The organism is Streptomyces sp. NPDC104202, from assembly GCF_055584185.1.
In genome coordinates, this window is sequence record NZ_JBVJMN010000002.1 from 162,474 (window position 1) to 181,574 (window position 19,101).

The 19,101-nt window shown below is 73.0% G+C and carries 19 protein-coding genes and 1 tRNA gene; 11 read left to right on the forward strand and 9 right to left on the reverse strand.

Going from position 1 to position 19,101, the window contains the following annotated elements:
* The first annotated feature begins 128 nt into the window (after nt 1–128).
* Both ACZ60W_RS02050 and ACZ60W_RS02055 read left to right on the forward strand, forming a co-directional pair.
* On the forward strand, nt 129–1,106 hold the full coding sequence (locus ACZ60W_RS02050; RefSeq protein ID WP_469753393.1) for an aldo/keto reductase: 978 nt from the start codon (nt 129–131) through the stop codon (nt 1,104–1,106).
* Nucleotides 1,103–3,367 (forward strand): helix-hairpin-helix domain-containing protein, encoded by a 2,265-nt coding sequence (locus ACZ60W_RS02055; RefSeq protein WP_469753394.1) that lies wholly within the window; start codon nt 1,103–1,105, stop codon nt 3,365–3,367. Before ACZ60W_RS02050 ends, ACZ60W_RS02055 begins: the two co-directional genes overlap by 4 nt.
* A 100-nt stretch (nt 3,368–3,467) precedes the next feature.
* Here the strand turns inward: ACZ60W_RS02055 and ACZ60W_RS02060 are convergent, their stop codons facing one another.
* Nucleotides 3,468–4,175 (reverse strand): hypothetical protein, encoded by a 708-nt coding sequence (locus ACZ60W_RS02060; RefSeq protein WP_469753395.1) that lies wholly within the window; start codon nt 4,173–4,175, stop codon nt 3,468–3,470.
* 47 nt (nt 4,176–4,222) lie between these two features.
* On the opposite strand from ACZ60W_RS02060, the gene ACZ60W_RS02065 reads away from it, so the two are divergent.
* Nucleotides 4,223–4,411 carry a DUF5703 family protein gene (locus ACZ60W_RS02065; protein ID WP_073915128.1) on the forward strand — a complete coding sequence of 63 codons (189 nt, stop codon included), beginning with the start codon at nt 4,223–4,225 and terminating at the stop codon, nt 4,409–4,411.
* A gap of 84 nt (nt 4,412–4,495) precedes the next feature.
* On the opposite strand, the gene ACZ60W_RS02070 is transcribed toward ACZ60W_RS02065, so the two are convergent.
* The 3 genes from ACZ60W_RS02070 to ACZ60W_RS02080 all read right to left on the reverse strand — a co-directional run bounded on the left by ACZ60W_RS02070 (nt 4,496) and on the right by ACZ60W_RS02080 (nt 7,202).
* Nucleotides 4,496–5,353 carry a chaplin gene (locus ACZ60W_RS02070; protein ID WP_469753396.1) on the reverse strand — a complete coding sequence of 286 codons (858 nt, stop codon included), beginning with the start codon at nt 5,351–5,353 and terminating at the stop codon, nt 4,496–4,498.
* 140 nt (nt 5,354–5,493) lie between these two features.
* On the reverse strand, nt 5,494–5,727 hold the full coding sequence (gene chpH / locus ACZ60W_RS02075) for a chaplin ChpH (protein ID WP_030315925.1): 234 nt from the start codon (nt 5,725–5,727) through the stop codon (nt 5,494–5,496).
* Nucleotides 5,728–5,876: 149 nt separating this feature from the next.
* The gene (locus tag ACZ60W_RS02080) at nt 5,877–7,202 is read right to left on the reverse strand and encodes a M20/M25/M40 family metallo-hydrolase (protein WP_469753397.1); all 1,326 of its coding nucleotides are present in this window, start codon (nt 7,200–7,202) and stop codon (nt 5,877–5,879) included.
* A gap of 208 nt (nt 7,203–7,410) precedes the next feature.
* Between ACZ60W_RS02080 and ACZ60W_RS02085 the strand changes: the two genes are divergently transcribed.
* Nucleotides 7,411–7,498: transfer RNA gene (locus tag ACZ60W_RS02085), tRNA-Leu, on the forward strand.
* A 57-nt stretch (nt 7,499–7,555) separates the two neighbouring features.
* Nucleotides 7,556–8,482, forward strand: coding sequence for an RluA family pseudouridine synthase (locus ACZ60W_RS02090; RefSeq protein WP_469753398.1), 927 nt, complete (start codon nt 7,556–7,558; stop codon nt 8,480–8,482).
* Here ACZ60W_RS02090 and ACZ60W_RS02095 read toward each other — a convergent pair.
* The 4 genes from ACZ60W_RS02095 to ACZ60W_RS02110 form a co-directional block, all read right to left on the reverse strand.
* Nucleotides 8,466–9,095 carry an MBL fold metallo-hydrolase gene (locus ACZ60W_RS02095; protein WP_469753399.1) on the reverse strand — a complete coding sequence of 210 codons (630 nt, stop codon included), beginning with the start codon at nt 9,093–9,095 and terminating at the stop codon, nt 8,466–8,468. The genes ACZ60W_RS02090 and ACZ60W_RS02095 overlap by 17 nt on opposite strands.
* Nucleotides 9,095–10,180: an S-(hydroxymethyl)mycothiol dehydrogenase gene (locus ACZ60W_RS02100; RefSeq protein ID WP_469753400.1), complete on the reverse strand. Its 1,086-nt coding sequence runs from the start codon at nt 10,178–10,180 to the stop codon at nt 9,095–9,097. The genes ACZ60W_RS02095 and ACZ60W_RS02100 overlap by 1 nt, the downstream gene beginning before the upstream one ends.
* Before the next feature lie 121 nt (nt 10,181–10,301).
* On the reverse strand, nt 10,302–11,762 hold the full coding sequence (locus ACZ60W_RS02105) for an amino acid permease (protein ID WP_469753401.1): 1,461 nt from the start codon (nt 11,760–11,762) through the stop codon (nt 10,302–10,304).
* 156 nt (nt 11,763–11,918) lie between these two features.
* Nucleotides 11,919–12,620: a FadR/GntR family transcriptional regulator gene (locus tag ACZ60W_RS02110; RefSeq protein ID WP_469753402.1), complete on the reverse strand. Its 702-nt coding sequence runs from the start codon at nt 12,618–12,620 to the stop codon at nt 11,919–11,921.
* Nucleotides 12,621–12,767: 147 nt separating this feature from the next.
* On the opposite strand from ACZ60W_RS02110, the gene ACZ60W_RS02115 reads away from it, so the two are divergent.
* Genes ACZ60W_RS02115 through ACZ60W_RS02125 form a run of 3 tightly spaced genes read left to right on the forward strand, consistent with a single transcriptional unit; the run spans nt 12,768 to nt 15,253 of the window.
* Nucleotides 12,768–13,298, forward strand: a complete 531-nt coding sequence (locus ACZ60W_RS02115; protein ID WP_469753403.1) for a gluconokinase — start codon at nt 12,768–12,770, stop codon at nt 13,296–13,298.
* Nucleotides 13,299–13,347: 49 nt separating this feature from the next.
* The gene (locus ACZ60W_RS02120; RefSeq protein ID WP_469753404.1) at nt 13,348–14,745 is read left to right on the forward strand and encodes a GntT/GntP/DsdX family permease; all 1,398 of its coding nucleotides are present in this window, start codon (nt 13,348–13,350) and stop codon (nt 14,743–14,745) included.
* A gap of 55 nt (nt 14,746–14,800) precedes the next feature.
* Nucleotides 14,801–15,253: an ASCH domain-containing protein gene (locus ACZ60W_RS02125; protein WP_469753405.1), complete on the forward strand. Its 453-nt coding sequence runs from the start codon at nt 14,801–14,803 to the stop codon at nt 15,251–15,253.
* 63 nt (nt 15,254–15,316) lie between these two features.
* Here ACZ60W_RS02125 and ACZ60W_RS02130 read toward each other — a convergent pair whose 3' ends face one another.
* Nucleotides 15,317–16,972 carry an FAD-binding dehydrogenase gene (locus ACZ60W_RS02130; RefSeq protein WP_469753406.1) on the reverse strand — a complete coding sequence of 552 codons (1,656 nt, stop codon included), beginning with the start codon at nt 16,970–16,972 and terminating at the stop codon, nt 15,317–15,319.
* Between the two features lie 93 nt (nt 16,973–17,065).
* Between ACZ60W_RS02130 and ACZ60W_RS02135 the strand changes: the two genes are divergently transcribed.
* Genes ACZ60W_RS02135 through ACZ60W_RS02145 form a run of 3 tightly spaced genes read left to right on the forward strand, consistent with a single transcriptional unit; the run spans nt 17,066 to nt 19,101 of the window.
* Nucleotides 17,066–17,749 (forward strand): TetR/AcrR family transcriptional regulator, encoded by a 684-nt coding sequence (locus tag ACZ60W_RS02135; protein WP_469753407.1) that lies wholly within the window; start codon nt 17,066–17,068, stop codon nt 17,747–17,749.
* On the forward strand, nt 17,746–18,510 hold the full coding sequence (locus ACZ60W_RS02140) for a glucose 1-dehydrogenase (protein WP_469753408.1): 765 nt from the start codon (nt 17,746–17,748) through the stop codon (nt 18,508–18,510). Before ACZ60W_RS02135 ends, ACZ60W_RS02140 begins: the two co-directional genes overlap by 4 nt.
* A 54-nt stretch (nt 18,511–18,564) precedes the next feature.
* Nucleotides 18,565–19,101, forward strand: coding sequence for an NUDIX hydrolase (locus ACZ60W_RS02145; protein WP_469753409.1), 537 nt, complete (start codon nt 18,565–18,567; stop codon nt 19,099–19,101).

Sequence of the window (19,101 nt, forward strand, 5' to 3'; positions counted from 1 at the left end):
CCACACACCCCTTACCCATCGGTAACGTCTCTGTGGGCGGGACTCTAGCGCGCGGCCCCGCCATCCGTCAGGGCACGGTTGTCCACAGGCTCTCTCCGCGTGGTGCCCTGGCCAGTAATCTCGCGCCCATGGAGCAGAGGCATCTCGGACGCACCGGCCTGCGCGTGTCGCGCATCGGACTCGGCACCCTGACGTGGGGCCGGGACACCGACGAGCACGACGCCGCCGAGCAGTTGAAGGCGTTCTGGGACGCGGGCGGCACCCTCGTCGACACCGCCGACGTGTACGGCGGGGGCGAGGCGGAGTACCTGCTCGGCCGTCTGATGGAGCGACTCATCCCCCGCCAGGACCTCGTCCTGTCCACCAAGGCGGGCAGCGTGCCCGACCCCGACCGGCGCACCGACGGCTCGCGCGGTCATCTGCTCGCGGCCCTCGACGCCTCCCTCGCGCGGCTCGGCACCGACCACGTGGACCTGTGGCAGCTCCACGCGTACGACCCCCACACGCCGCTGGAGGAGTCCCTCCAGGCGCTCGACATCGCCGTCCGTACCGGGCGCGCCCGGTACGCGGGCGTGTCCGGCTTCTGCGGCTGGCAGCTGGCCAAGGCCGGCACCTGGCAGCTCGGCGGCGACCGCACGCGCCTCGCCGGAGCCCAGCTGGAGTACTCGCTGCTCCAGCGCGGCGTCGAGCGCGAGGTGCTCCCCGCCGCCCTCGACCTGGGCATAGGTCTGCTCCCCTCGTCGCCCCTGGGACGCGGAGTCCTGACGGGCAAGTACCGCACGGGGACACCCTCGGACTCGCGCGGCGCCTCGGAGACCATGGCGCCCTTCGTGGAGCCGTACCTGGACGACGCCGCGAGCCGGATCGTCGACGCGGTCGCCACCGCCGCCGACGGCCTGGCGACCACCCCGCTGCACGTCGCCCTCGCCTGGGTCCGCGACCGGCCCGGCGTGACCGCGCCCGTCGTCGGCGCGCGCACGGCACGCCAGCTCACGGCCGCGTTGTCGGTGGAGACCCTTAGTCTTCCTGAGGAGATCTGCCGAGCGCTCGACGACGTGTCCGCGCCCGTGCACCGCTATCCGGATCACGACTGGAGCACCTTGTGACCGAGCCTTCCGGGGAGACCGCGCCCGAGGCACCCGAGCCCACCGCCGACGCGCCCGGGGAGGCCGCGCCGGACACGGGCCCCGGTGCCGCCACCGACGCCTCCGGGCCCGGCGCGGGCGACGGCGACGCCGGGGACGGCGAAGCGACAGACGACGCGGCCGGTGACGCCGGGGCGGACGACGGCCCCGCGGCCGGCGGCGACGCCGGGGAGACCGGGGCGGCGGACGACGGGACCGCGGAGAGCGAGACGAAGACCGACGCCGCGACCGCCGACGCGCCCGAGGTGAGCGAGGCGCAGGCCGAGCTGACGGCGCAGCGGGAGCTGCGGGCCCGGATCGCGGCCCGGAAGGCCGAGAAGGACGGCACGGTGGCCAGCGGCGCCAAGCTCAGCGGCACCGCGGCGGACCTGCTGGCGGCGGTACGGGCCATGGAGGGGGGCGCGACCTCGGGGGACGCGTTCTTCGAGGCGCCCGAGCCCGCCCCGCGCCGCGCCGCGGCCGAGGCGGCCCCGGCCATGACCGTCCGGCCCCCCGCGCCCGAGCGCGTCTCCGCACCGGCGCCCGCCACCACGGAGGCGGTGCGGGAGGTACTGGCCAAGGGCGGCGCGCCCGAGGCGCTGGCCGGGCCGGTCGCCGCCGCGCTCGGCGAGGGCGCGGCCGCGGTGCTGGGCGAGGACCCGTGGCAGCTGCTCGCGGTGCCCGGCGTCCGGCCGGAGCAGGCCGACGGTTTCGCGCGGGCCCTGCTCGGCCCCGCCTGCGGTCCGGGCGACCCGCGCCGTACGGTCGCGCTGACCGTGTGGCTGCTGGAGAGCGCCGCCGCGCAGGGTCACACCGCGCTGGAGGTCCAGGCCGTGCGCGCCGGGCTCGCCGGCCACGCCGTGCCGGACCCGGACGAGGCCGTCGAGACGGCGGTCTCCGAGGCCGCCGTGCTGGTCTTCCAGGAGGAGGAGACGGCGCGGGAGGACACCGACGCGGACGACGAGGAGGCGGCGGACGCCCCGGAGCCGGCGGACGACGAGGGACCGGCCTCGCCCGTGCTGCTCGGGCTCGACCGGTACGCGCTCGCGGAGGAGAGCCTCGCCGACGGTCTCGCCCGTCTCGTCAGGACCGCGACGGAGCAGACCTGGGAGGGTCCCGAGCTCGCACGGGCCGCCGGGGCGCACGGGCTCGTCCTGCACACCGGGGGCGAGGCCGCCCGGGCCGAACCGGTGGCGCTCGCCGCGGCCGCCCGCGAGCGGGGACTGCGCGCCCTGGTCGCCGTCCACCACGACGCCGGCCGACGCGCGACGGGCGCGGCACCGGAGGACGTGGTGACGGTCGCCGGCCTGCTCTCCGGGACGGCCGGCCCCGGCCGGGACGAGGACGGCGCCCTCGCCCTGGACCTGCTCGCGGTACTCGACGCCCCGCAGCTGGACGTGGAGACGGCCGCCGCCCTCGTGGAGTCGCTGCCGGACGGCTGCCGGCTGGTGCTGAGCGGCGACCCGGAGGTGCTGGGCGCGCCCGGCCCCGGGCGGGTCTTCGCCGACGCGCTGGCGGCGCGGGTGTGCCCCCGGATCGCTTCGCGGACGCCCGACCCGGGCCCGCTCGGCGAGCTGGTGTCGGGCATCGGGGTCGGCGAGCTGAACCAGGTGGCGGCCCCCGGCAAGGAGGTCGTGATCGTCCCGGTGCGGGACGCCGGCGAGGCGGTGCACCGCACGGTCCAGCTGGTGGCCGACTCGGTGCCGCGGGCGATCGGCGTGCCCGCCGACCAGACCCAGGTGATCACCGTCGGCCACGGCGGCTCCGCGGGCACCCGCGCGCTGAACACCGCCCTCAAGCAGCGGCTCAACCCCGGCCCGGGCCGCTTCGGCGGCTACGACCCCGGTGACCGCGTGGCGTACGCGGCCGCTCCGGGCCGGACCGTGACGGGGACCGTGCTCTCGGCGGACGCCGAGGGGCTGCGGCTGCGCTGCGGGGACGAGGAGCGGGTGGTGCCGAAGGAGCGGGTGGAGACGACGCTGCGGCACGGCTGGGCGCTCACCGCGCACCAGGCGGCCGGGGCGCGCTGGCCCGCCGTGGTCGTGGTGCTGCCCGGTGACGCCGCCGGCGGGCTGAGCCGGCCGTGGGTCTACACGGCCTTCGGGCGCGCCGAGCGTCACCTCTCGGTCGTCCACGGGGTGGACCAGGCCCTGGCCCGCGCCGTGGCCGAAGGGGTGGCGCCGGAGCGCACGACCCGCCTGCGGCCGCTCCTGGAGGCCCTGCTCGCCGCTCCCGGGGAGTAGGCGGGACCCCGGACCGGGACGGCCGGAGGGCCGGGGACGCCGCGCTGTGCGGTGTCCCCGGCCCTCCGCCGTGCTCCGGCTGCCTTCCGGGCGGGATCCGTCAGGAGCCCGCGCCCGCGTGCTCGCCCGCGGCGGCCCGCCGCCCGTCGCGTCCGGGGTCCCCCGCGGCCCTGTCGTCGTCCTCGTCGTCCTCCTCGTCGAAGACGGAGCTGACGTCGAAGCGGCAGACGATCCGCTCGGGGTCGGCGGCGTGGTCGAACGGGGCGTTCAGCCACTCCCCCGGCTCCGCGAGTTCGTCGGCGGCGGTGACCCACAGCGTGGAGTCGCCCTCCTCCAGGCCGAACTCCTTGTGCCGGGAGGCGATCTCGTCCGGTTCGAACTCGCCGAAGAGCACCCCGATCGCGGCGAGCGGCGACACGGCCGCCTTGGCGGCGTTGCGGGGGACGTCCCCTTCGCCGTCCAGCTCGCTGACCCGCCGGGCCTGGGCGAGCAGGCGCTGCGGTTCCGCCACGGCGTAGTCGCGGCGGATCAGGAGGCTGAGGGCGTGGGGTTCGTCAGGTCCGGCGTAGGGCGGCAGGGCGCCGTCCGCTCCCGGGATCTCGAAGGGAGTGACCTCGTCGTACCGGTCGTAGAGGAGTTCGTCGTACGCCTCGGCCGCCGCGGCGAGGGCGTTGAAGGCCTCGTAGACGGCCGTGTCGTCGTCTCCCGTGCGGAGTTCGACCGCCGCGAGGTGACGGTCCAGTGCGGTCTTGACCGCCTCGGCGGCGGCACGTACCTCGGCAGCGGTGGGCTGCGCAGCATCAGACATGGGACAGACGCTATCCGTACCGGGCCCGTGCCCGCACAATAGATGCGATGCCGGAATACGAATTTGTCGATGTGTACGTGCCGCGCGGTGTCTCCCGCAAGGAGGCGACGCGCCTGCTGACCGACCACGCCGAGTACGGACACTGGGAGTTGGACCGCCTGACCCTGCACCGGGACGGGAGCCGGAGAGTGCGGCTGAAGCGGCGGATCATCCGCCAGGTCCGGGCGACCTGGTAGCGACCGCATGACCACGTCAGGACATCGAGAAGGGGCCCCGCGGTGTGCGGGGCCCCTCTGCGTGGTCCGTCGGGCGCGAGGCGCTCAGGCGGCGCCGCGGTTGCGCCGGTAGATCAGCGAGCCGCCGAGCAGCAGCCCCGCCGCGGCCGGCACGATCACGCCGAGCGGACCCGCGCCCGTCTCCGCCAGCTCCTCGACGGGCGGCGTGACGACGTGCGTACCGGGCGTGTTCGGGGTGCCGGGCGTACCGGGGGTTCCGGGCGTGCCCGGGTTCCCGGGAGTACCGGGGTTGCCCGGGTTACCAGGATTCCCGGGGTTGCCAGGGTTTCCGGGATTCCCGGGATTCCCGGGATTCCCGGGGTTGCCAGGATTCCCGGGGTTCCCGGGGTTGCCGGGGTTGCCAGGGTTCCCGGGGTTCCCCGGATTGCCGGGATTGCCCGGGTTCTCCGGCTCCTCGCCGTAGCCCGTGTCCTCGTCGTCTCCGTATCCGCCGTCGTCGTCCCCGTAACCGCCGTCGTCGTCGCCGTAGCCGTTCGCGCAGTCGTTGTCCGCGACCGCGTTGCCCAGGCCGACGCCGGTGAAGCTGTTGCCGCAGACGTTGACGGGGATGTCGACGGGGACCTGGACGTTGTTGCCCGATGCCACGCCGGGCGATCCGCCGGTGCGGCCGACGGCGGCGGAGCCACCGCGCGACGGCGCGGTGTGGGCACAGGTGTTGCCCATCGCCGGATTCATGAGTCCGACGGCGTTGACGGTGTTTCCGCAGGCGTTCACCGGTACGTGGACCGGGACCTGGACGGAGTTCCCGGACGCGACGCCCGGGGAATTCGTGGCCGTACCGTTCGCGCCGGATTCGGCGTGCGCATAACCGCCGCCGACGGCGGCGAAAACGCCTCCGGCGGCCGCCACGGTGATAAGGCCCTTGCGCGTGACCTGTCGCATAGCTGTTCCCTGCCTGCTCGGCTTCGAAAGAGTGCCACCGGATGGAGAACCCGGTGGCGGAAATGGCCACCGGCCCCGGAGTGCATGGCACGCACTCCGGGGCCGGACCGGCTCACACCCTCACGGGGCGAGGCACAACGTCAGGCGTTGACGCAGGTGTTGCCGAAGGCGGGGTTCAGCAGACCGATCACGGAGACCGTGTTGCCGCACACGTTCACGGGGACGTGAACCGGCACCTGGACGACGTTGCCCGAGAGGACACCGGGGGAACCGATGGCCGCACCCTGGGCACCCGAGTCGGCAACGGCCATGCCCGCGCCCGCGAGAACCAGACCGCCGGTGGCAGCCGCAGCAGCGACGACCTTCTTGATCATTATTCCTCCTAGTTGGCAATGCGGCCCCAGCCGCGGACCGCATCACCTGTAACGAGGGGGAAGGGTGGGGGCTACGAGTCCCCGAGTTCATTCACTCTTTCCGGTCACATGCAAACGGGCGGACGAATTCGGCCCGTCCGCCGCACCCGTCAGCAGGCGTCGAGGAAGCGGTCCAGGACGCGCGCGCCGAACTTCAGGCCGTCGACCGGCACCCGCTCGTCGACGCCGTGGAACATGCCGGCGAAGTCGAGCTCCGGCGGCAGCTGCAGCGGCGCGAAGCCGAAGCAGCGGATGCCGAGGTCGTCGAAGGACTTGGCGTCGGTGCCGCCGGAGAGCATGTACGGCACGGCACGGGCGATCGGGTCCTCGGCCCGGAGAGCCAGCTGCATGGCGTCCACCAGCGCGCCGTCGAAACTGGTCTCCAGCGCCTTGTCGCCGTGCACGTCCTCGCGCTTCACCCGGGGGCCGAGGATCCGGTCCAGGTCGGCCAGGAACTCCTGCTCGTAGCCGGGCAGGAAGCGCCCGTCCACGTGCGCGGTGGCCTGGCCGGGGATCACGTTCACCTTGTAGCCGGCGCCGAGCATGGTGGGGGCGGCGGAGTTGCGCAGGGTGGCGCCGACCATCTTGGCGATCCCGCCGAGCTTGGCGAGGGTGCCGTCCATGTCCTCGGGGTCGAGCGGGGTGCCCAGCGCGTCCGAGAGCTCGTCCAGGAACGACCGCACGGTCTTGGTGACCCGCACCGGCCACTGGTGGCGGCCGAGGCGGCCCACGGCCTCGCAGAGCTCCGTGATCGCGTTGTCGTCGTTGGTCATGGAGCCGTGGCCGGCGGTGCCCTCGACGGTGAGCCGCATCCAGTGCATGCCCTTCTGCGCCGTCTCGACCAGGTACAGGCGCAGGTTCTCGTTCACCGTGAAGGAGAAGCCGCCGACCTCGCCGATCGCCTCGGTGACCCCGTCGAACAGGTCCCGGTGCTTGTCGACCAGGTGCCGGGCGCCGTACGTGCCGCCGGCCTCCTCGTCGGCGAGGAAGGCGAGGACGACGTCGCGCGGGGGCTTGCGGCCGCTGCGCAGCCGGTCCCGCACGACCGCGAGGGTCATCGCGTCCATGTCCTTCATGTCGACGGCCCCGCGGCCCCACACGCAGCCGTCGGCGATCTCGCCGGAGAAGGGGTGGTGGGTCCAGTCCTCGGCGTTGGCCGGGACGACGTCGGTGTGGCCGTGGATCAGCAGGGCCGGCCGCGACGGGTCCTCGCCCTCGATGCGGGCGACGGTGGACGCGCGCCCCTTGTGCGACTCGATGATCTTCGGCTCGAGTCCGACCTCCGCGAGCTTCTCGGCGACGTACTCGGCCGCCGCCCGCTCTCCCGGGCCGGAGTGGTCGCCGTAGTTGCTGGTGTCGATGCGGATGAGATCGCGACAGAGGTCCACGACCTCGTCCTCGCCCCTGACGCCCTGGGCCGTGTTCGACTCGCTCACGCTGCTTCCTCCCACTACGTGCCCCACGTGGTTCCTTGTGATCTCCCCATCCTCCCGCGTGGCCCCCTCACCCCCCAAGACCACCCGTCGGCCGACATGCGGCTGTCACATGACAGGGGCCGACGAGGGGTGGTGATCGACCCCCTCGAATCTTTGCTATTGTTCTTCTCGTCGGAAGGGCCGAGCGGCCGGGAAGACAAAACACCTAGTCCGGGTGGCGGAATGGCAGACGCGCTAGCTTGAGGTGCTAGTGCCCTTTATCGGGCGTGGGGGTTCAAGTCCCCCCTCGGACACCAGTGAGAGACCCCACATGATGTGGGGTCTCTCTTGTTTTTCACGACGGCAGGACCCCGGTGCGACGCAGATCGAAGGCCCCTTCCTCCCCGCTCCCCCAGCGGGACGGCATCGATCCCGTGCGGGTGCGGTTCCCGGAGGATCCGGAGGGCGGCTGGGGGACCGTGCGGGAGTTCCTGGTGGCCCGGTACGGGCGGGCGATCGGGGCCGGGCGGGTCGAGGAGATGCTGGGGGCCGGCCGGTTCGTCGGGCTGGACGGGCCGGTGGGCGGGGACGAGGCGTACGAGGCGGGGCGGCTGGTCTGGTTCCACCGGGACTTCCCCACGGAGACGCCGGTGCCGTTCGGGATCGGGGTGGTGTACCGGGACGAGCGGGTGCTGGTGGCGGACAAGCCGCACTTCCTGGCGACCATGCCGCGGGGGCGGCACGTGACGGAGACGGCGCTGGCGCGGCTGCGGAGGGAGCTGGGGCTGCCGCGGCTGCAGCCGGCGCACCGGCTGGACCGGCTGACGGCGGGGCTCGTGCTGTTCGTGGTGCGGGAGGAGGACCGGGGGGCGTACCAGACGCTGTTCCGGGACCGGCTCGTGCGCAAGGAGTACGAGGCGGTGGCGCCGTACGACCCGGGGGTGCGGCTGCCGGTGACGGTGCGGAGCCGGATCGAGAAGGAGCGCGGGGTGATGGCGGCCCGCGAGGTGCCGGGCGAGCCGAACGCCGAGAGCCGGATCGAGCTGGTGGGGCACGCGGGCGGTCTGGGCCGGTACCGGCTGGTGCCGGTGACCGGGCGGACGCATCAGCTGCGGGTCCACATGAACGCCCTGGGGCTGCCGATCCTGCACGACCCGGTCTATCCGGTGGTCCGTGAGGACGGGCCGGAGGACTTCGGGCGGCCGCTGCAACTGCTGGCGCGGACGCTGGAGTTCACCGACCCGCTCACGGGCGTGAAGATGCGCTTCGAGAGCCGGCTGGCTCTCAGTGGCCCCGGTTGATCCACTCCTGGAGGTGCGGGGCCTCGGCGCCGATCGTGGTCGGGTCGCCGTGACCGGTGCGGACGACCGTCTCCGGGGGCAGCGTCAGGAGCTTCTCGCGGATCGAGTCGACGATCGTCGGGAAGTCCGAGAAGGACCGGCCGGTGGCGCCCGGACCGCCCTGGAAGAGCGTGTCGCCGGTGAAGACCGTGCCGAGGTCGGGGGCGTACAGGCAGACCGCGCCGGGGGCGTGGCCCGGGGTGTGGAGGACGGTCAGGTCGGTGCCCGCGATGGTGAGGACCTGGCCGTCGGCCAGGTCGCCGTCGGGGCTGTGGTCGGGGTGGGTCTGCTTCCAGAGCGGCTGGTCGGCCGGGTGGAGCAGGATGCGGGCGCCGGTGGCGGCCGCGAGCGCCGGGGCCGCGTCCACGTGGTCGTTGTGGGCGTGGGTGCAGACGATGGCGCGCAGGGCCCGGCCGTCGAGGGCGGCGAGGATGGCGTCGGCGTCGTGGGCGGCGTCGATGACGACGGCCTCGGTGTCGTCGCCGACGATCCAGACGTTGTTGTCGACGTCCCAGGTGCCGCCGTCGAGGCTGAAGGTGCCGGAGGTGACGAGGTGGTCGATGCGGGCGGCCATCACAGCACCACCACCGAGCGCAGGACGTCGCCCTGGTGCATCCGGGCGAAGGCCTTCTCGACGTCGCCGAGGCCGATGGTCTCGGTGACGAAGGCGGCGAGGTCGATGCGGCCCTGCTGGTGCAGGTCGATCAGCATCGGGAAGTCGCGGGAGGGCAGGCAGTCGCCGTACCAGGAGGACTTCAGGGCGCCGCCGCGGCCGAAGACGTCGAGGAGGGGCAGTTCGAGCTTCATCTCGGGGGTGGGGACGCCGACGAGGACGACCGTGCCGGCGAGGTCGCGGGCGTAGAAGGCCTGCTCGTACGTCTCGGGGCGGCCGACGGCCTCGATGACGACGTCGGCACCGAAGCCGCCGGTGAGCTCGCGGATCGCCTCGACGGCGTCGGTGGAGCGGGAGTTGACCGTGTGGGTGGCTCCCATCGACGTGGCCGTCTCCAGCTTCCGGTCGTCGATGTCGACGGCGATGATCTTCGCGGCTCCGGCGAGGCGGGAGCCGACGATCGCCGCGTCGCCGACGCCGCCGCAGCCGATGACGGCCACGGTGTCGCCGCGGCCGACGCCGCCGGTGTTGATGGCGGCGCCGATGCCGGCCATGACGCCGCAGCCGAGGAGGCCCGCGACCTCGGGGGCGACGGCCGGGTCCACCTTGGTGCACTGGCCGGCGGCGACGAGGGTCTTCTCGGCGAAGGCGCCGATGCCCAGGGCCGGCGACAGCTCCGTGCCGTCCAGGAGGGTCATCTTCTGGCGGGCGTTGTGGGTGGCGAAGCAGTACCAGGGGCGGCCCCGCTCGCAGGCGCGGCAGGTGCCGCACACGGCACGCCAGTTGAGGATGACGAAGTCGCCGGGGATGACGTCGGTGACGCCCTCGCCGACCGACTCGACGATTCCGGCCGCCTCGTGGCCGAGCAGGAAGGGGAACTCGTCGTTGATGGCGCCCTGCTTGTAGTGGAGGTCCGTGTGACAGACGCCGCACGCCTGGATCTTCACGACCGCCTCGCCGGGGCCGGGATCGGGGATGACGATGGTCTCGACCCGTACCGGTTCGTTCCTGCCGGGGGCGATGACCCCCTGGACGTGCTGCGGCATCGCGAACTTCCTTTTCTCCGACCGGATCTTGTAAGGCTCCTGCGTACCACTATCTCCTGACAAGAGGCGAGACCCCCGCAGGCCGTGCCCGCGGGGGTCCCGCCGTTCCCGTGAGGGGAGGTCAGTCCAGGGGGGTCGCGGCGGTCGCGCGGACCCGGCGGCGGACCAGGAACCAGCCGCCAACGAGCGCGGCCGCGATGAGCGGGAGGAGGTTCACGGTGGTGCGGCCGATGCCGCCGTCCATCCACATGAGGACGAGGACGGAGGCGAGGAAGCCCAGGGTGACGATCTGGGTGTACGGGGCCCAGGGCAGGTTGTAGCCGGGGCGGGTGAGGCGGCCCTGGCGGGCGCTGCGCCAGAAGAGCAGCGAGCAGACCATGATCATGGCCCAGGTGCCGATGATGCCGAGGGAGGCGAGGTTGAGCACGAGTTCGAAGGCCTCGCCGGGCATGACGTAGTTGAGGGCGACGCCGAGGACGCCGAAGCCGGCGGTGAGCAGGATGCCGCCGTAGGGGACGCCGCCCCGGTTCATGACGCCGGTGAAGCGGGGCGCGGAGCCGGACAGCGACATGGAGCGCAGGATGCGTCCGGTGGAGTACAGGCCCGAGTTGAGGCTGGAGAGGGCGGCGGTGAGGACGACGAGGTTCATGACGCCCGCGGCGCCGGGGACGCCCAGCTTGTCGAAGACGGTGACGAAGGGGCTCTGGTCGCCGGAGTACGCGGTGTACGGGAGGATCAGCGCGAGCAGGACCACGGAGCCGACGTAGAAGAGGCCCACGCGCCACATGATCGAGTTGATCGCCTTCGGCATGATCTTCTCGGGGTTCTCGGTCTCGCCGGCGGCGACGCCGCACAGCTCGACGGAGGCGTAGGCGAAGACGACGCCCTGGATGAGCAGGAGCATCGGCATCGTGCCCTGGGGGAAGATGCCGCCGTTGTCGGTGATGTTGGCGAGGCCGGGGGTGTGGCCGCCGACGTCGTGCGAGGTCACGATGAGGAAGATGCCGACGAGCATGAAGGCGACGAGGGCGGCGACCTTGATGATCGCGAACCAGAACTCCATCTCGCCGAAGTACTTCACGGAGATGAGGTTGGCGGCGAGGACGACCGCGAGGGCGATCAGGGCGAGGACCCACTGCGGGACGTCGCTGAACATGGCCCAGAAGTGGGCGTAGGTGGCGGCCGCGGTGATGTCGGCGACGGCGGTGGTCGACCAGTTGAGGAAGTAGAGCCAGCCGGCCGTGTAGGCGCCCTTCTCGCCCATGAACTCACGGGCGTAGGAGACGAAGGCGCCGGAGGACGGGCGGTAGAGCACCAGCTCACCGAGGGCGCGCACGACGAAGAAGGCGAAGACGCCGCAGACCGCGTAGGCGATGAAGAGGGAGGGGCCCGCCTGGGACATCCGGCCGCCGGCGCCGAGGAAGAGGCCGGTGCCGATGGCGCCGCCGATGGCGATCATGTTGATGTGCCGGGACTTGAGGTCCTTGCGGTATCCGGCGTCGCCGGCGTCGACGTGGGGGGCAGCGGCCTGCGGGGCCGGTGCGGCGGACAGCGGCTCGGCCGCGGTGACGCGGTCAGTCATGGAGTTGTTCGCCTTCGTGAGGGGGGAGCTGTGCGGTGCCGGGCCGTGCCCGGTGGGGGGTGTCCCCGGCACGGCCAGCGCACATCCTCACGTCAGGAAGTGACGGATGACTGTGGCGCATGTCACTGAACGCCCATATTTGAGCTAGTTCAGAGCTTACGGAGCCAGTACGTCCAGTTCCCGGAGGGCGCCCACCGCGATCTGGCGGGTGAGCTCCTCGGCGCGGGCGGCGTCGCGCTCACGGACGGCCTCGGCGACCTGGACGTGGAGGGTGACGGCGGCCGGGTCGGGGTCCTCGAACATGACGTGGTGGTGGGTGCGGCCGGTGAGGACCTCGGCGACGACGTCACCGAGGCGGGCGAACATCTCGTTGCCGGAGGCGTTGAGCACGACCCGGTGGAAGGCGATGTCGTGGACGAGGTACTCCTCCAGGCGCCGGCCGCGCGAGGTGGCGACCATGCCGAGGGCCTGCTCGGTGAGTTCCCGGCACTGGTCGGGGGTGGCGTGGAGGGCGGCCAGTCCGGCGGCGACGGGTTCGACGGCCGAGCGCAGGACGGTGAGCGAGCGGAGCTGGCGGGGGCGGTCGGCGCCGGCCAGGCGCCAGCGGATGACCTGGGGGTCGTACACGTTCCAGCTGGCGGTGGGGAGGACGGTCACGCCCACCCGGCGGCGGGACTCGACGAGGTGCATGGACTCCAGGACCCGGACGACCTCGCGGACCACGGTCCGGGAGACGTCGAAGCGCTGGGCCAGCTCGTCGGTGCGCAGCACGGTGCCGGGCGGGTACTCCCCCGCGGTGATCGCCAGGCCCAGGGTGGCGAGGACGTGGGAGTGGAGCCCCGGGGCCGGTGTCGTCATGTCGGCAAGCCTATGCGGGCGCGCTCGGGTGATCACCTCGGGAATTAAAAGTACTACTTTTACGTCACAGCCTCTTGAATACGTCGTACCCAATGGGTTTCATGAGCGCGACGGATCGATGTCGAAGAAGACAGCGAGGCACCACCCATGAGCACCACCCCCCAGCCCGGGACGAGGACGGTCGTCGTCGTGATGGGCGTCGCCGGGACCGGCAAGACCACGATCGGCCCCCTGGTCGCCGAGGCCCTCGGCCTGCCCTACGCGGAGGGCGACGACTTCCACCCCGCGGCGAACGTGGCCAAGATGTCGGCCGGCACCCCCCTGGACGACTCCGACCGGTGGCCCTGGCTCGACGCCATCGGCCGGTGGGCGCACGACCGGGCCGGGCTCGGCGGGGTGGTGAGCAGCTCCGCGCTGAAGCGGAGCTATCGGGACCGGCTGCGCGCCGCGGCGCCCGGCGTGGTCTTCCTCCATCTGACCGGCGACCGGGAGCTGATCGAACACCGGATGGGGGCCCGCCGGGGCCACTTCATGCCGACGGCGCTCCTCGACTCGCAGTTCGCCACCCTGCAGCCGCTGCAGGAGGACGAGGCCGGCGTCGCCGTCGACGTCTCCGGCACCCCCGAAGAGATCACCGCCCGGGCCGTCGCCGCGCTGCGCGGCCTCGCCGCCCGCTGACCCCCGTCCCCCGGCCCCCCGCCCTCCTGCCCGTACGAAGGACCCCACCGTGACCCGTCTCAGCGTCGAGACCCTGGCAGCGGACGCCGCCGAACCGATCACCTCGGCCGGCAACGCCCAGCTCGGGATCGCCGTGCTCGCCGGCATCGCCGTCATCGTCCTGCTCATCACGAAGTTCAAACTGCACGCGTTCCTGGCGCTGACCATCGGGTCGCTGGCGCTCGGCGCGTTCGCGGGCGCCCCGCTCGCCGACACCATCAAGTCGTTCAGCACCGGCCTCGGGAACACCGTGGCCGGCGTGGGCGTCCTCATCGCGCTCGGCGCGATCCTGGGCCGGCTGCTCGCCGACTCGGGCGGCGCCGACCAGATCGTGGACACGATCCTGGCGAGGACGGGCAAGCGCGCCATGCCGTGGGCGATGGTCCTGATCGCCTCCGTGATCGGCCTGCCGCTCTTCTTCGAGGTCGGCATCGTGCTGCTGATCCCGGTGGTCCTGATGGTCGCCAAGCGCGGCAACTACTCGCTCATGCGGATCGGCATCCCGGCCCTGGCCGGCCTCTCCGTGATGCACGGTCTCATCCCGCCGCACCCCGGCCCGCTCGTCGCGATCGACGCCGTCGGCGCCAACCTGGGCGTGACCCTCGCGCTCGGCCTCGTCGTCGCGATCCCGACCGTGATCATCGCCGGTCCCGTCTTCTCCCGGTACGCCGCCCGCTGGGTGGACATCCAGCCCCCGGAGTCGATGATCCCGGCCCGTCCCTCCGAGGACCTGGAGAAGCGCCCCGGCTTCGGCGCCACCGTCGCGACCGTGCTGCTGCCCGTCGTCCTGATGCTGGTCAAGGCGCTCGTCGACATCGTCGTCGACGACCCCGAGAACGCCGTGCAGAAGGTCACCGACGTCATCGGCTCGCCGCTGATCGCGCTCCTCGCGGCCGTCATAGTCGGCATGTTCACCCTGGGCCGCGCGGCCGGCTTCACCAAGGAGCGGCTGTCCACGACCGTCGAGAAGTCGCTCGCCCCCATCGCGGGCGTGCTGCTGATCGTCGGCGCCGGCGGCGGCTTCAAGCAGACCCTGATCGACATCGGCGTCGGCCAGATGATCCTCGACTTCTCCGAGGAGTGGTCGATCCCGGCCCTGCTGCTCGCCTGGCTGATCGCGGTCGCGATCCGGCTCGCGACCGGCTCGGCCACCGTGGCGACGATCTCGGCGGCCGGCCTGGTCGCCCCGCTCGCCGAGGGCATGTCGACCGGTGAGGTCTCCCTCCTCGTCCTCGCCATCGGCGCCGGTTCGCTCTTCTTCAGCCACGTCAACGACGCCGGTTTCTGGCTGGTGAAGGAGTACTTCGGGATGAGCGTCGGCCAGACGGTCAAGACCTGGTCGGTGATGGAGACCATCATCTCGGTCGTCGGCATCGTCTTCGTGCTGCTGCTCTCGCTGGTGCTGTAGCCCGGCCGCTCGCGTACGGCCCCGGGGGCCGGTCATGGCTGACAGACTGTCGGCCATGACCGGCCCTCACGCGCTCAAGCCCTTCCTCCTCGCCTTCCCCGGCCCGCTCCGGGACCGGCTCGTCGCGGCCGTCCTGACCGGCCGCAAGACCGCCACCACCGGACTGCTGGCCGAGTGGCAGGTCGAGGGCGAGGAGCTGCCCGAGGTGGGCGAGCGCTCGGCGCTGATCGACTCGGACGGCCGCGAGGTCGCCGTCGTGGAGGTCACGGAGGTCCGCGTCCTGCCCCTCGGCGAGGCGGACCTCGCCCTCGCCCTGGACGAGGGCGAGGGACATCTCTCCGTCCCCCAGTGGCGGGCGGACCACGAGCGCTTCTGGCACGGCGAGGAGATGCGCGAGGCCCTCGGCAACCCGGACTTCACCGTGGACGACACGACGATGCTGGTGGTGGAGCGGTTCCGGGTGGTGGGGCCGCTGCCCGTGGAGCCCCGCCCCCCGGGCCTCGGCTGACGCGCCCGGCGCCCCCGCCGGCGGCCGGACGGGGCGGCGTCCGCGACGGTCCGGCCGGTCCCGTCAGCCGACCGCCTTCGCCGCGGCGCGGCCCGCCGCGCGGCCCGAGAAGATGCAGCCGCCGAGGAAGGTGCCTTCGAGGGAGCGGTAGCCGTGGACGCCGCCGCCGCCGAAGCCGGCGGCCTCGCCCGCGGCGTACAGACCGGCCAGCGGTTCGCCGCCCTCGGTGAGGACGCGGGAGTCGAGGTCGGTCTCCAGGCCGCCGAGGGACTTGCGGGTGAGGATGTTGAGGCGGACGGCGATCAGCGGGCCGGCCGCGGGGTCGAGGATGCGGTGCGGGGCGGCGGTGCGGATGAGCTTGTCGCCGAGGTAGGTGCGGGCCCCGCGGATGGCCGTGATCTGGAGGTCCTTGGTGAAGGGGTTGGCGATCTCGCGGTCGCGGGCGGTGATCTCGCGGCGGAGGGCGGCCTCGTCGATCAGCGGTTCGTCGGTGAGCGCGTTCATGCCGCGGACGAGGGCCGGGAGGTCGTTCTCGACGACGAAGTCGGCGCCCCGGTCCATGAACGCCTGGACGGGTCCGGGCACGTCGGCGCGGGCGCGGCCGAGGACGCCGCGGACGGACTTCCCGGTGAGGTCCGGGTTCTGCTCGGAGCCGGAGAGGGCGAACTCCTTGCCGATGATCCGCTTGTCGAGGACGAACCAGGTGTGGTCGTGGCCGGTCCGCATGATGTGTTCGAGGGTGCCGAGGGTGTCGAAGCCGGGGAAGAGCGGGACGGGGAGCCGCTTGCCGGTGGCGTCGAGCCAGAGGCTGGAGGGGCCGGGGAGGATGCGGATGCCGTGGCGGGCCCAGATGGGGTCCCAGTTCTCGATGCCCTCGGTGTAGTGCCACATCCGGTCGCGGTTGATGTGGTGGGCGCCGGCCTTCTCGGCGACGCCGAGCATGAGGCCGTCCACGTGGGCGGGGACGCCGGAGAGCATCCTGGCGGGCGGGGTGCCGAGCCGGTCGGGCCACTGGGCGCGGACCAGGTCGTGGTTGCCGCCGATGCCGCCCGAGGTGACGATCACGGCCTGGGCGCGCAGCTCGAAGGCGCCGGTGGCCTCCCGGGAGCTGGCGGTGCCGCGGACGGCGTCGGAGGGCTCCAGGATCTCGCCGGTGACGGTGTCGACTGCACCGGCGGTGCGGCCGAGGCCGGTGACCCGGTGACGGAAGCGGAGGTCGACCAGACCGCGGGCGGCGCCCTCGCGAACCCGCCGCTCGAAGGGGGCGACGAGGCCGGGGCCGGTGCCCCAGGTGATGTGGAAGCGGGGCACGGAGTTGCCGTGGCCGATGGCGCCGTAGCCGCCGCGTTCGGCCCAGCCGACCACGGGGAAGAAGCGCACCCCGCGCGCGTGGAGCCAGGAGCGCTTCTCGCCGGCGGCGAAGTCGACGTACGCCTCGGCCCACTCGCGCGGCCGGCGGTCCTCGGTCCGGTCGAAGCCGGCGGTGCCGTACCAGTCCTGGAGGGCGAGTTCGTGGCTGTCCTTGATGCGCATCCGGCGCTGCTCGGGCGAGTCGACGAGGAAGAGTCCGCCGAAGGACCAGTGGGCCTGGCCGCCGAGGGACTGCTCGGGCTCCTGGTCGAGGAGGATCACGGTGCGGCCGGCGTCGACCAGCTCGGCGGTGGCGACGAGGCCGGCGAGGCCGGCCCCGATCACGATCACATCAGCGTCGTAGGACATGGACCGCATCTTGGATACACGGATGTATCCAGTCAACCGTTTCGCCTCGCCGGGGGCCTCCCGTTTTCTAATGGCGAGCATTAATATGTTCCCATGGCACGTACGTCGGGGCCCGAGACCCGGGAGAAACTGATCCGCGCGGCGGAGGAGCTCTTCGCCGCCCAGGGCGTCCACGGCACGCAGCTGCGGGACGTCGTCGCGCTCGCCGGACAGGCGAACCCCTCCGCGGTGCAGTACCACTTCGGCTCGCGCGCCGGGCTGCTGGACGCCGTAATGGCCGCCCGCCAGACCCGTACGGAGGGCGTGCTCGCGCCCCTCTTCGAAGCCGCCGAGACGGCGGCCGACAGCGCCGGCGAGGGCCCGGAGGACGGGCTGAGACGCCTGGTCGGCGCCCTCGTCACCGCCGAGGCGAGCGAACTGCGCACCGACCGGGGCCGCCGCTGTCTGCGGATCTCGGCCCAGCTCAGCCACGAGAGCGGGGTGCGCACCCGCACGCCGCACCCCACGCTCGCCGGGACCGTCTACTGGCGCCTGATCGAGCGCGTCGCGGAGCGGCTGGCCGGCACGGGGCTGCCCGGGCCGCTGCTCCTGGAGCGGCTGGACCTGGCGCTCACCGTCGTGGGCGCCGCCCTGGCGGACCGGGCCCGGCAGTACCTCGACGGCACCGAACCCCTCACCGGTGAGGCGCTCTTCCTCGCCGATCTGGTGGAGACCACCACCGCCCTGCTGCGTGCCGCACAGCCGGAGCGGGCGCACCCCCGAAAGGACCCTTCATGAACGACCTCACCGGCAAGACCGTGCTCGTCACCGGCGGCGCCCGCGGCCTGGGCGCCGAGGCAGCCCGGCAGGCGGTGGCCGCGGGAGCGAACGTCGTCGTCACCGACGTCCTGGACGAGGACGGCAGGGCGACCGCCGACACGCTCGGCGAGCGGGCCCGCTTCCTCCACCACGACGTGACCTCCGAGGAGGAGTGGGCGGCGGCCGTCGCGTACGCGGTGGCGGAGTTCGGCGGACTGCACGGGCTGGTGAACAACGCGGGCATCTCCACCGGAGCGTTCCTGGAGACCGAGTCCGTCGCGCACTTCCGCCAGGTCCTCGACATCAACCTGACCGGCGTCTTCATCGGCATGAAGGCCGCGATACCGGCGCTGCGGGAGGCCGGCGGCGGCTCGATCGTCAACATCTCCTCCGCCGCGGGGCTGATGGGCCTGGCCCTGACCGCCGGATACGGCGCCTCCAAGTGGGGCGTGCGCGGTCTGACCAAGATCGGGGCGGTGGAGCTCGGTACCTCGGGCATCCGCGTCAACTCCGTGCACCCGGGCATGACGTACACCCCGATGACGGCCTCGGTCGGCATCGAGCGCGGTGCGGGCAACTACCCGAACACGCCGATGGGCCGGGTCGGCGAGGCCGACGAGATCGCGGGCGCGGTCGTCTTCCTGCTCTCCGACGCCGCCTCGTACGTGACCGGTGCCGAGCTCGCGGTCGACGGCGGCTGGACCACGGGCCCGACGGTCGCGTACGTCATGGGGCAGTGAGCGCGCCGGGGCCCGGCGGGTCCGGCGGCCCGGCGGCGGTGCTTGGATGGCGGGATGAGCTCCGCTGAAGAGATTCTCGACGTCGTCGACGAGCACGACCGGGTGATCGGGCAGGCCCCGCGCGGCGAGGTGTACGCGCGGGGCCTCGTCCACCGCTGCGTCTTCATCCGGGTCAGGGACGCCCGGGGCCGGATCTTCGTGCACCGCAGGACGCCCGGCAAGCTCGTCTTCCCCTCCCTGTACGACATGTTCGTCGGCGGGGTCGTCGGCGCCGGCGAGTCCTACGACGACGCGGCGCTGCGCGAGGCCGAGGAGGAGCTGGGCGTCTCCGGGCTCCCCCGCCCCGAGCCGGTCTTCCGCTTCCTGTACGACTCCGGGGGCGTGGCCGGGAAGTGGTGGTCGGCGGTCTACGAGGTCCGCTGCGACCTGCCGGTGGACCCGCAGGCGGAGGAGGTCGCCTGGCACGGCTTCCTCACCGACGAGGAGCTGGAGGAGCGGCTCGCCCTCTGGGAGTGGGTGCCGGACGGGCTCGCCGCCCACGAGGGACTGCGGGCGCACGAGGCCCGGACGGGGCGCCGGGCGGGGCCCTGA